This window comes from Xenorhabdus sp. SGI 60, from assembly GCF_056632175.1.
Window position 1 is genome coordinate 1944310 of sequence record NZ_CP196860.1, and the last position, 13938, is coordinate 1958247.

The following is a 13938-nucleotide window of genomic DNA, read 5'->3' on the forward strand; positions in this document are numbered from 1 at the left end:
TTACACGTCCAAGATGGTTTTCTTTTCTGGATAGAGAGGTGAATTTTCGTTATCCACATAGTCAAAACGATGAGTAAGCTGGTTGAGCTGCTCAATTGAAACGCCTTTAATTCCGTAATCGCTGGGCGTTTTTATTCCTCCCGCATGGGCCTGTTTTTGACTTTCGCTGATAACATTATTGAGTGCTTGCTCAAATGCCGTGATAAATACCGCTGTCTGAGCGTGTGGCAAGCGGGAGTCCACACTAAATTGCAGTTTTCCCGTCTGAACTGCGCCATTGATATTCAGCAATAAAGCGTTGTGATCCCCGCTGGCTATCACTGCGCCACAATTATCGCTACTCAGTGACCAGTCTTGATGGCAACCTCCGCCTAACTGACCGAGATAATTGAAGCTGATGGCCGGTAAATCTCCTGACAAATAGCCAGCCTGACGTAACGCGCCATAACCAATACCTTTGTTTGGTACGGCGCGAAGCATCTCTTTGATGTGAATAATGGTTTCTGCAATAGTGGTCTGCATTTCCAGCCGAACAGGGTACTGTGTTGTAAACCAGCCGACGGTTTCGGCAAGATCTAGCGTGTTATCGATGGCTTCCCGTCCATGCCCTTCCAGAACGATGTGGTTTACTGTTCGGGAGAAAGTCTCCTGTAATGCCAAGGTTAGGGCGCTCAATAATAAGTCGTTAATTTCAGTGGAATAACCGGCGTTGGCTTCATGCAGCAGGATATCGGTCATCTCGGCAGAGATATCTAATTGGTGATAAGTGGTTGTACCCAGTGCAGGATGTATGCCGTTGCCTGTTATGACTTGTTGCCAGTAGGACACTTCATCTTGATGCTGTTGTGCATAATGATGGACTGCGGCCACCCACTGCCGATAACTGCTGGTTTTCGGTGGTAAGGTCATGCCTTGCAATAACAAACGCATATCTTCGGTAATAATTCGCCAGGATACAGCGTCAATGATCAGGTGGTGGAATGCGAAGAATAATCGGGCGCTGCCATCGGTGTATCCAGTCAGATGAGCGGATTGCCATAAGGGGCCGTTACTGTAATCAAATCCACTTTGCCATTGGGTGAGTTGTTGGTGTAATTCCGTTTCTGTAAGTTCACTGATATTACAGTGCTGTAATGCAGACAACCAGGGGGGCATTTCCGGCGAATAGCACTGACGGTAGCCGTTTTCAGTATATATAAAATGGACACGTAATATGTCGTGCCGCTCAGTCAGTGCGATCAGCGCCTGTTCAATAGCAGTATGACTGATATTGCCTGGTAGTCGGATCATAAATGCCTGATTCCAATGGTGTGGGTTTGGCAGATTGAGGTCAAAGAAACTTTGCTGGATAGGCAATAAATCAAACTCTCCGCTTAGTAACCCTTGTTCAGCACTGGCTTTTACTGTGTGTGATATCAGTGTTGGCAGTTGGGCTAATCGAGCCACCGTTGGTGCTTCAAATATTGATTTGACCTGGAGATAAAAGCCCGCCTGACGCAGTTTGGAAACTAGCTGGATACTGACTATGGAGTCACCGCCGATACGGAAGAAGTTATCTTCAATGCCAATTCTTTCCAGCCCCAACACCTCTTGCCAGATGGCACACAACTGAGTTTCTAAGGCATTACGGGGCGCTATATAGTTGTCACTATTGCCCCATACCGGTGTTGGCAGGGTGCGGCGATCCAGCTTGCCGTTGAGGGTTAAGGGTACGGATTCGATACGGGTAAAGTTGGCGGGCAGCATATAGTCTGGCAAGCGGGTGGAAAGATACCGAACTAAGGTATCATCGGGCAGCATACCGTCGGTGACCAGATACGCCACTAGCACTTGATTGCCTTGATGCTTATAGTCAGTCACCACCGCCTGTTTAACTTGCGGATGGGTAGCAAGGGCCGTTTCAATTTCTCCCAATTCGATACGGTAGCCGCGGATCTTAACCTGAAAATCATTGCGTCCCAGATATTCAAGCTCCCCATTCGGTCGCCAGCGGGCCAAGTCACCGGTTTTGTACAAACGGGTATAGCCCCGGGTTTTATCTGCTTCTGACGCAAACGGGTTCTCAACAAAACGTTCAGCGGTGAGTTCAGGTCGGTTTAAATACCCCCGTGCCAGTCCGGCACCGCCAATATATAACTCACCCGACACACCGATAGGGGACAAGTTGTTGTGACTATCAAGGACGTAAAGACGAACATTATTGATGGCCTTACCAATATTGCGGGCGATTTCCCCGGATTGGTAGTGCTTGCCGCTGGCACAAACGGTTACTTCGGTGGGGCCGTACGCATTCAGTACCTCGCAGTGATGACTGAAATAGTCAAGAAAATCTAAAGACGGGGTTTCTCCCGCGGTCACCAGTAACTGTAAAGAGGGCAATTCAGTGCCAATTAATACTTTTAATATGGCTGGGGGTAAGGTGGCTAATTCAATGCCTTCGCGCTGGATCAGTTGTGCAATGGCCGGCGCATTGCGCTCTGTTTCGCTGCACAGATAGACTGTCAGGCCATGCAGTAAACTAACAAACAGTTCAGAAACCGAGGCATCAAAGACGTAAGCCGCAAACATTAAGGCTTTTTTGTGCTTTGTGATATCAAACAGGGCTGCCTGTGCCGCCACCAGATGGGCCACATTTTTATGCTCGATCATGACGCCTTTTGGCTGCCCCGTGGTGCCTGAGGTGTAGATGATATAGGCCAGGTCGGCAGGATTATTGACGGATGCCAAATTTTCCACTGACTGATCTCTGGTGATAGTTTGGTCATCTGCCGCTATCCGTATCGGCGGCGCTGCCCGTGCCTGAGTATATTCCGCCAGTGTTGTCAGATAGCGTTGCTGGGTGAGGACACACGGGCTTTGGGTATCTTGCAGAATAAACTGCACCCGCTCCGGCGGATATGCCGGGGAAATCGGCACATAAGCGCCGCCGGCTTTCAGTACCGCCAGAATACTGATGACCATCTCCAGACTGCGGTCGAGATAGAGGGCGATGGGGGCATTTTTATGTTGCTGACAATGTTCACGAATAACCCGGGTTAACTGATTGGCCCGTTGGTTTAATTGCCGGTAGGTCAGGGTTTCCCCTTCAAATACCAGTGCCACATTATCCGGCGTTTTTTCTGCCTGTACTTCAAAGAGCTGCTGCAAGGTTTTCTCTTGCGGGTAAGGCGCATCGGTCTGGTTCCAGGTGTGCAGCAGGGTATGGCGCTCCGAGGCCGACAGGATATCAATCCCCGCCAGCGATTGTTGCGGGTCTGTCACGAAGGCGGCCAGCACCCGTTGGTAGATAGCGGCCAGCCGTGCCATGGTGGTGTCGTTAAACAGGCTGACCGCGTAATTCAGGTTGCCTGTAATAGCGGGTTGTCCCTCAGACAGAAACAGGCTCAGGTCAAATTTGGCCGGGCTGTACAGGGATTCGTCTAATGTCACCGGCTGAAACGGCAGTCTGGCTTCATCTGGCCGGTGTTCCCCAAAACGGTGTAAGCCAAACATCACCTGAAAAATCGGATGACGGGCGGGGTCACGTTCAATTGCCAGAGCGTCAAGCAGTTGTTCAAACGGCATGTCCTGATGCGCTTTGGCATCGGCAAGCAACTGATGAATTTGTTGAATCAGAGTGGCGACATTGTCTGTCAGCACAAGTTGAGCCCGCAAGACCAGAGAGTTGACAAACATCCCTATCAGCGTTTGGGTTTGGGCGTGGTGTCGGTTATCAGTTGGTGTGCCCAGTACGATATCGTTTTGGCCTGATAATTTTGCCAGCGTGACATAAAAGCCACCGAGCAGCACGGTATACAGGGTAGTTTCCTGCTCTTTTGCCAGCATTCTGAGCTGGTCAGAAAGGGCGGTATCTAACGTGAAATTGAAGTCCCGTCCCTGATAACTGACCTGAGCGGGTCTGGGGGAGTCTGTTGGCAAGGTCAGGGTTTCGTAGTGGGCTAAGGTCTGTCGCCAGTAAGCGAGCTGGCGTTCACGCACATCGCCCTGTAAATATTCCCGCTGCCAGGCGGCATAGTCGCCATAGGTGATATCCAGAACGGGCAACCGGCTGTCACGGCCGGCTAACAAGGCTGGGTAAATCTCGGCCAGTTCACGCATAAAAATGTCGATGGCCCAGCCATCAATGGCGATATGGTGCCATAGCATCAGGAAGTAATGTTTATCGGCCAGGGCATAGTGACGGAGGCGCAGGCCGGGTTCGGTGGTCAAATCAAATGGCGTGGCTATCTCAGTGCGTACGGTATCCAGAAGCGTGTCAATATCATCACAGGGCGCGACTGACCGGATAACCAACGGCCTGTCCAGTATTTGTTGGTAGTTCTGTCCGTCATCATGATGGGGATATACCGTTCTTATTACGGCATGGCGCTGCGCTAATCGGTTAATGGCGGTTTCTAACACGGGCAGACAGGCGACATTATCCAGTTGAACCAGACAGGGAATATGGTAGGCATCGGTACCCTGTTCAAACTGCTCGATAAACAGCATTCTTTCCTGAGCAAACGATAAGGGGTAGTGCGCCAATTCGCGGTGAGGAATAACCGTATTGGCGGGTTGTCCCATCTGGTTCGTCAGGCTGGCGATGGTTTTGTGTTCAAAGAGTTGCGTCAGTGAAACCGCAAGCCCAAGGGTGTGGTGAATCGCTGCCGTCAGCTTAATCGCAGTCAGGGAATTACCGCCGATACGGAAGAAGTTATCTTCAATCCCAATTCTCTCCAGCCCCAATACCTCCTGCCAGATAGCGCATAACTGAGTTTCTAAGGCATTACGGGGCGCGAGATAACTGTCGCGATTACCCCATACCGGCGCTGGCAGGGCGTGGCGGTCCAGTTTACCGTTGAGGGTTAAGGGTATGGATTCAATACGGGTAAAACTGGCCGGCAGCATATAGTCTGGCAGGCGAGACGATAAATATTTTATCAGGGTGTCATTGGACAACCCGCCATCGGTGACCAGATACGCCACCAGCACTTGATTGCCCTGATGCTTATGGTCAGTCATCACCGCCTGTTTAACTTGCGGATGCGAGGCAAGGGCCGTTTCAATTTCTCCCAATTCGATACGGTAGCCCCGGATCTTAACCTGAAAATCATTGCGCCCCAGATATTCCAGCTCCCCGTTCGGCAGCCAGCGAACTAAATCACCGGTTTTGTACAAACGGGTATAGCCACGGGTTTTATCTGCTTCTGAGGCAAACGGATTCTCAACAAAACGTTCAGCGGTGAGTTCAGGCCGGTTTAAATACCCCCGTGCCAGTCCGGCACCGCCGATATATAACTCACCCGTCGCGCCGATAGGGGACAAGTTGTTGTGACTATCAAGGACATAAAGACGGACATTATTGATGGCTTTGCCAATATTGCGGGCAATCGCCCCGGATTGGTAGTGCTTGCCGCTGGCACAAACGGTCACTTCGGTAGGACCGTAAGCATTCAGTACATCGCTGTGATGGCTGAAATAGTCAAGGAAATCTAGGGATGGGGCTTCTCCCGCGGTCACCAATAACTGCAAGGTGGGTAACTCAGTGCCAATTAATACTTTCAGCATGGCTGGGGGTAAGGTGGCTAATTCAACGCCTTCGCGCTGGATCAGTTGTGCAACGGCCGGCGCATTGCGCTCTGTTTCACTGCACAGATAGACCGTCAGGCCATGCAGTAAACTGACAAACAGTTCGGAAACCGAGGCATCAAAGACATAAGCCGCAAACATTAGGGCTTTTTTGCGCTTTGTGATATCAAACAGGGCTGCCTGTGCCGCCACCATATGGGCCACATTTTTATGTTCGATCATGACGCCTTTAGGCTGCCCTGTGGTGCCTGAGGTGTAGATGATATAGGCCAGATCGGTAGGGTTATTGACTATAGCCAGATTTTCTACAGGCTGGTTTATCGTGATGGTCCGGTCATCTGCCGCTATCCGTATCGGCGGCTCTGCCTGAGTATATTCCGCCAAGGTTGTCAGATACCGTTGCTGGGTGAGGAGACACGGGCTTTGGGTATCTTGCAGAATAAACTGCACCCGCTCCGGCGGGTATTCAGGGGAAATCGGTACATACGCACCACCGGCTTTCAGTACCGCCAGAATACTGATGACCATCTCCAGACTGCGGTCAAGATAGAGGGCGATGGGAGTGTCTGCTGACAAAGGGGCATTTTTATGTTGCTGATAATGTTCACGAATAACCCGGGCTAACTGATTGGCCCGTTGATTTAACTGCCTGTAGGTTAAGGTTTCTCCTTCAAACACCAGTGCCACATTATCTGGCGTCCTTTCTGCCTGTACTTCAAAGCGTTGCTGTAAGGTTTTATCTTGTGGGTAAGGCGCATCGGTCTGGTTCCAGATGTGCAGTAAGGTATAACGCTCTGCTTCACTGAGAAACAAGATGGCGGTATGAAGCTGGTGTGGATCACCGGACACAGCATGTAGAATGCGTTCAAACTGATGCAACAAGCGCTGTGCTTGTTTGTCGGTCAGCCAGTCTTCACCATAACTCAATTTAACCGTAAGACAGTTATTCTGCTCATAGGCCATCAGTGATAATGGATAATCGGTTTTTTCTATGGATTGGCGGAATATCAGGGTGTTTTCAAGAGCGGCCTTATTTTCGCTTGCCACGGGGATAGGGTAGTTTTCAAAGACAAACAGGCTATGGAATAACCGTTCCCCGTTAGATTGCAAACTGGCAAGTGAGACGGCACTGTGGCTGTTAAGTGCAGCGATATCTTTCTGTATAGCTTGTAACACGCTAATAACACTGCGGTTATTATCCCACTGCACCATTAATGGTAAGGTATTAATATACAGGCCGACGCTGGATTCAATACCGTCTACCGGTACATCGCGCCCGGATACGGTGGTGCCAACAATGGTCTGCTCATCTCCAGTGTAACTGTGCAGTAATTTATGCCAGGCAAATTGCAAGACCACGTTCAGGGTAATACCTTGTGTCCGGCACATATCTCTAAGCTGCGCATAATCGCTCCCCTGCACAGTGAGTGCCTGTTCAGCCGGTTTTTCGATGGTTTTTATCTGCGTCAAGTTAACATGACGATTTAATAGGTTTGACAGATCATTAGTTGCCTGGAAATGTGTTTTACGTTCCGCCCAATACCGCTCAGATTCGGCCAGATGCCCCAGATAATATTGCTGGGTTGCCAGATAAGCTTTCTCCACTACGATCTGAGGCATTTGCCCTTGCACCAGCATGTCGTAATACCCGTGCACAGTTTGTAATAAAATCGGACCACTCCAGCCATCAGTAATCGTGTGGTGTTGGGTTATCAGCACCGTTACCAGTTGTTCATTCTGTTTAATTAGGGTAAAGCGGATTAAACCAGGCTGACGTAAATTAAAAGGCAGAGTACGGTCATGTTGTTGAATTGTTTCAATTGCCTTGTTTCGTTCTTCTGCGGGTAAGTGGCTGATATCTTTGCTCTCGAAGTTAGCCGGACTAATACTGGCACCCGTAGTTACAATCTGCAAAATTTCCCCTTCCCAATCAAATGCTGTTCTGAGGATGGGGAAGCGCAGTGAAGCCAGAGACCAGGCTTGCTGATAGGCGGCAGGGTTGAGTGCGGTGTGATAATCCAGCAACAATTGCACACGATAGGCATCATCTTGTGGTTGAGCCAGATGATGATAAATAAATCCCTGCTGCAAGCTGGTTGCGGGATACAGAGTTTCCATCTGATAGTTTTGTTGCAAGCGCTTTAAGCGTTCGATTGAAACTGCTTTAAATTCATAATCACTGGGTGTTTTCACACTACCTAATTGGGCCTGTTTTTGGCCGGCGGCGATGACACTATTGAGTGCTTGCTCAAAGGCTGTGATAAATATGTGTGTTTGGGTTGACGGTAAACGAGACAATACACTGAATTGCAGCTTTCCTGCCTGAACTGCGCCATTGATATCTAGCAGTAAATGGCTTATGTTCTCGCTGGCAATCATTGAACCACACTCTTCATTGGTCAGCGCCCAATCCTGATGGTTCTCACCGCCCAATTGACCAAGGTAGTTAAAACTGATGGCTGGTAAATCCTCTGACAAGTATCCAACCTGACGTAGCGCCCCATAACCGATACCTTTGTTTGGCACGGCACGCAGCATCTCTTTCGTGTGAATAATCGTCTCAGCGATATTGTCCTGCGTTACCAGACGAACAGGATAGGTGGTTGTAAACCAGCCCACAGTTTCGGAGATATCCACAGCACTGTCGATGGCTTCCCGCCCATGCCCCTCAAGAGTAATGAAGTTCACCGCACGGGAGAACGTTGTCTGCAATGCCAGAGTGAGAGCACTAAGCAGCAAGTCGTTAATTTCCGTGTGATAACCTAGATTAGCCTCATGTAGCAGAGTATTTGTCAGTTCAGTTGATAAACTCAATTGATGCGTGTTGAGTTCTCCCATCAGCGGGTAAGTTTTTTCACCTGCCATGACTCCCTGCCAGTAGGGCACTTCATCTTGATGCTGTATGGCATAGTGATAGACAGCAGCAACCCATTGCCGGTAACTGCTGGTTTTCGCTGGCAGCGCTGTTCCCTGTAGCAGCAGGCGTATATCTTCCACAATAATCCGCCAGGACACGACATCAATAATCAAGTGATGAAATGCGAAGAATAAGCGGGCGCTGCCATCGGTATATCCGGTCAGATGAGCGGCTTGCCACAAAGGGCCAGTGCGATAATTAAAGCCACTTTGCCATTGTGTCAGCTGTTGATGATTTAATTCATTGAAATCACAATGCTGTAATGTGGGTAACCAGGGGGGTATTTCTGCGGAGTAGCACTGACGATAACCCTGTTCAGTTTTAACAAAATGGACGCGTAACATATCATGTCGCTCAGTCAGTGCGATCAGCGCCTGTTCAATCGCCGCGTGACTGATATTGCCTGGCAGCTGGATCATAAATGCCTGATTCCAATGGTGCGGGCATGTCAGGTTCAGGTTGAAGAAATCTTGCTGGATAGGCAATAAACCAAATTCCCCATGTAATAATCCCTGTTCAGCCACTACAGATACATGGGATGAAGTTTGTGTCAGCAATTGCGCCAACCGCGCTACCGTTGGTGCTTCAAAAATCGCTTTGGCTTGCAGGGAGAAACCGATTTGCCGCAGTTTGGAGACTAACTGGATGCTGACAATCGAGTCGCCACCGATACGGAAGAAATTATCCTCAATACCGATCCGTTCTAATCCTAAAACGTCTTGCCAGAGCATACACAATTGGGTTTCCAACTCAGTGCGTGGCGCTATATAACGATCCCGATCTTCCCATACCGGTGCTGGCAAAGCATGGCGGTCGAGTTTGCCGTTGATAGTCAAGGGGATGGCATCAATGCGGGTAAAACTGGCGGGTATCATATACTCCGGCAGGTGGGTTAAAAGATGCGCTATCAAAGTGTTATTGGTCAAGGCTTCGTCTGTGACCAGATAAGCCGCCAGTGCTTTATGGCCTGCATGATTTCGGTCGATCACCACTGCCTGTTTCACTTGCGGATGAGAGGATAAAGTAGTTTCGATTTCACCCAGTTCAATGCGGTAACCACGAATTTTGACCTGAAAATCATGGCGTCCCAGATATTCCAGGTTACCGTCTGGCAGCCAGCGTACCCGATCACCGGTTTTGTACAAACGAGTATAACCACGGGCGTTATCTTCATCTGTGGCAAACGGATTTTCCACAAAATGCTCGGCAGTCAGATCTGGACGATTACGATATCCCCGCGCCAGCCCTGCACCGCCGATATACAACTCTCCAGGGGCGCCAATGGGAGACAGTTTTCCATGATGGTTAAGGACATACAGGCGGGTGTTGTTATGAGCCTTGCCAATCGGAATAATGCCACCAATCTCATTGGTTACCTCAAAGTGAGTGACATCATTTGTCGTTTCTGTGGGGCCATAGAGGTTAATTAAAGTGCTTGAATGACTATTTATAAATCTAAACGCGTTGACATGGGACATCGTCAGCGTTTCCCCGCCACACAGAACGTAACGGATAGTGCGGGGTAATTGCTGTCCTAAGTCCCGTACTGTCTGGCAGAAAGCGCCTAACATGGACGGGACGAATTGCACCACCGTTACGCCAGTTTTCTCTATCAGCTGATATAAGTCCTCCGGCTGTTTATGGGTATCCGGTGAGGGCAGTACGATAGTGCCACCAAAACAGTTAGCTGCAATTAACTCCCAGACTGAAGCGTCAAAGGTATAAGGGATTTGTTGCAGGACCTTATCCGAGGCACTTAGTGGGTATTGGGATTGCATCCAACATAAATGATTGATGACGTTTCGGTGGGTCAACTCAACGCCTTTCGGCTGTCCGGTTGTCCCGGAGGTGTAGATAATGTAGGCCAAATCAGAACTTTTGTTCACTGGCACTAAATTTTCTACTGACTGGCCTTGGGTGACTGTTCGGTCATCTGCGGCTATCAGCGTCGGCTGAATTGGCAACGCGTAAGTATGCTGCTCTAGTGTTGTCAGATAGCGTTGTTGGGTGAGTACACATGGGCTTCCGGTATCTTCCAAAATAAACTGGACTCGCTCCGGTGGATATTCAGGGGAGATCGGTACATAAGCGCCACCGGCTTTCAGTACCGCCAGAATACTGACTACCATCTCCAGACTGCGATCGAGGTAGAGAGCGATGGGGGTATCTGCTTGCATCGGTGTATTGCATTGCCGCTGAATGACAACGGCGAGCTGGTTTGCCTGTTCGTTGAGCTGACGGTAGGTCAGAGTTCTCTCTTCAAACACCAGCGCCACGTTATTCGGTGTTCTTGCTGCCTGTGCCTCAAACAGTTGCTGTAGGATCTTATCCTGCGGGTAAGATGCATCAGTTTGATTCCAACTGTGCAGCAGGGTATGACGCTCCTGTTCTAATAAAATAGGTAATTCATGGACGAATAAAGAAGGCGTGTTAAGCAAAGCAATCAATACATTCTGCAGTCGCACAAGTAGTTGTTTTACATCTTGATCACTAAAATATTCCTGTAAATAATCTATCGCTATTGTTAGCTCCTGATCATATCCAAAGTCTTGCAAGCGAAAAACGATAGGGTCAGTGTTAAACCCGCCATCTACAATATAATGCTGCGCTTGGTTGATTTCAGATGCTGATGCTGAAAGCCTTTCATAGAAGATAAATATATTCGGTAAAGCAATGCCCTGGTTATTAGCCATGCGAATCAAGTGAGAGCGAGGAAATTGGCTGTGGTGGTAGCTCTCTTTTAGCGCTAGTTCGATTAGCTTAATCTGTTCGGTGACACGGATTGTGTGAGAAACATGGCAATGTACCGGATAAATATTGGTTTGCATCCCTACGACATATTTCTCTGATTTTGTCCTTCTGCCATGAGTAATGGTATTAAATGTTAATTCCTGTTGCCCTGTCAGTTCTGACATCATCATAATGACTAAGCTCGAAAAGACAGCAAGAAAGTTCGTTTTATTTTTTTCGCAAAAGGCAAGCAAATCAGCTTTAATTGAAAGCGGTAATGCCAACGTATCATTACGAGAACCCTTATTTTGATAACAAGGGGTTAATTGATGTATATCGTTTTTTGTTAAAAAATCGCCCCAGTATTTTTTGTCTTTTTCGTAACAAGAGGAAGTCAGATATTCTTCTGCTTTTTCTATCGTATCTAAATATTGTGGAATTTCTGTTAACCAGGTGGTTGAAGTTTTATTTTTCAGACATGCATATAACTTATGAGCATATTCATGGAACCGAAATAAACCAACCCCATCCATCATAATATGATGGAACTTAGTGAAGAAGTAATATTTCTCGTTGGTAATACGAAGCAATGCGGCCTGATATAAGGACTCGTTTGGAAAGTTAATGGGGATATTTATCTGTTGCTGCATCCAAAGTTTTGCTTTTTTTTCAGGATCAGGTTGCATTGTAAAATCATGGAATATGACTAATTCAGTCTCACTCTGATTCTGAACATATTGGGTTGCTTCATTATCTGAATTAATGGATATGCGTAACCTCAGCGTATCAATATGTTGATATAGCAATCGCCAGGCTTGTTGCAGGATGGCTATATCAACTTCACCTTCCATCAAGGTATACCAACCCAGGTTATGTAATGGGCTGTTTTCGTGAAAAGTTTGCTCATAAAACACATCCTCTTGAGCAGGATGAAGGTGATATAAGTTCGAATTCAACGAACCTTCAAGTGTTCTCATAGTCAATTATACGAATGCATTCCGTTTACAAGTTATTTGTCATTCATGATACAAATGAGTAGATTTCAGTGTTTGCCTAACCTTAATTTATTTATGTTTTGGCATTAACATAATTTATTACGTTATATCTGATGTTTTATGGTTTTTAACATCAGGTTATTATTTTATTTAATAAGTGTTGGCATGAGCTATCATGGTATCACTGCAACTAATCTCGCAATCTTTCAGCATTCTCCTTCATTTAAAATAGCTAATATTGTTTGTCCAAGGGTTTAAATTTTATTTTTTTGTCTATTTCAGTGTATATCTTCGACACTTATCCTGTTTCGCGCAGTTTGTTTTTATTTTCGAGAATAGTCATTATTTCCATCCATTATTCCATGATCATGATTTTATAGTCATAGTTCTTCAGGTTTCAATAGTGATAGTCATTTGTATTGAAGTCTATAATATTTTTATTTGTTATGGTTATATTTTTTAATTGCTTATGAATATAATGTTAGCTAAATAGGTTTTCATAATACTGAGAGTATCAGATGTTGGAGTTTCTTACCCCGCGCGGAGCGCGGGGTAAGGAATACTCCTATCATTTTGAAACGCTATTTAATTTAGTTTCTTTATGGTTACCTGTTGGTATTTAAATTGTTGTTATATACGCATTAAACTTCAAGTCGCAATTTACAACACGATATGAAGCCTGATTTCTCCCTACGAAGTAGGGAGAAATCACACGCATCTTGAAGTTAGATTGGTATAGTGTTTTTATCGCAAAAAAATAATTCCCTGTTCTTTTCTATATTGAAATAAATAATTTCTTTAGGTCATTTTCAGGATAAATTATTTGAGATGGTTTTTATAGGTAAAATAATATTGATGCCTGTGGATAGATTAACGAGGTAATCATTTTTATTTTATTGAGTCATTTCCTGCCAAATTTATATTTTATTTTTTCTTTATCGTTCTTTTTTTATCAAGAAAAAACACCTCATTTCTTTAAGGAGTTATATTTTAAGTTATGGTAGATTAAGCAGTTTTTCTGAAATTTGGTCTGTCTTATAACTTTGGCTTGGTGAGTAATATGAATGTATGGGGTTATTTGTTTATCGCGATTTTGTCTGAAGTGATAGCGACAACAATGTTAAAAACTGCTGATGGCTTCACTCGTTTAGTGCCGTCTATTGTTGTAGTGATGGGTTATTGCTTATCGTTTTGGGCGTTATCACAAGTAGTCAAAGTGATGCCTTTGGGGATTGCTTATGCTGTTTGGTCTTGCCTTGGTATAGTTTTAGTCTCTATTGCAGGTATATTTTTATACCAGCAAAAATTGGATTTACCGGCAATTATCGGTATTCTTCTTATTATTGCCGGTGTTTTAGTCATCAATTTGCTTTCTAAAAGTACAGGGCATTGATCTATACCCTAATCCGATAGTTAAACTGGAGAAAATATGCTGTTAAAGCGGGGAGTTATCCTTGTCAAGTTGTTGCTGGTAGGCGTTATATTAGCGGGTTGCAGCGGGCACCAAGCAGATATTTCATCAAGCCGATACAAACATTATCAATATTCTGATCTGGGTATTTATCTGAGTAAAGATGCCAGTGAAAGTTGCTCTGATGCTGGGGGAATTCCGGCATTAACCAAGCAATTGAGTGGTCATCAAACTCCTGTTTGCCAATTGGCGAATGGTCGTCGTTGTAATGAACAGGCTTTGTTGGATGGTGGGTGTACATCCTTTTAACTTAGGGA

3 protein-coding genes are annotated in these 13938 nt (G+C 46.4%); 2 read left to right on the plus strand and 1 reads right to left on the minus strand.

What is annotated here, in order from left to right:
• Complete coding sequence (locus ACSJJG_RS09280; RefSeq protein WP_481089175.1) at positions 1–12171, minus strand: amino acid adenylation domain-containing protein; 12171 nt, start codon at positions 12169–12171, stop codon at positions 1–3.
• A gap of 1099 nt (positions 12172–13270) precedes the next feature.
• Between ACSJJG_RS09280 and ACSJJG_RS09285 the strand changes: the two genes are divergently transcribed.
• Both ACSJJG_RS09285 and ACSJJG_RS09290 read left to right on the plus strand, forming a co-directional pair.
• The gene (locus tag ACSJJG_RS09285) at positions 13271–13603 is read left to right on the plus strand and encodes a DMT family transporter (RefSeq protein ID WP_481089176.1); all 333 of its coding nucleotides are present in this window, start codon (positions 13271–13273) and stop codon (positions 13601–13603) included.
• 36 nt (positions 13604–13639) lie between these two features.
• Complete coding sequence (locus tag ACSJJG_RS09290; RefSeq protein WP_481089177.1) at positions 13640–13930, plus strand: putative hemolysin; 291 nt, start codon at positions 13640–13642, stop codon at positions 13928–13930.
• The last annotated feature ends 8 nt before the right edge of the window (positions 13931–13938 follow it).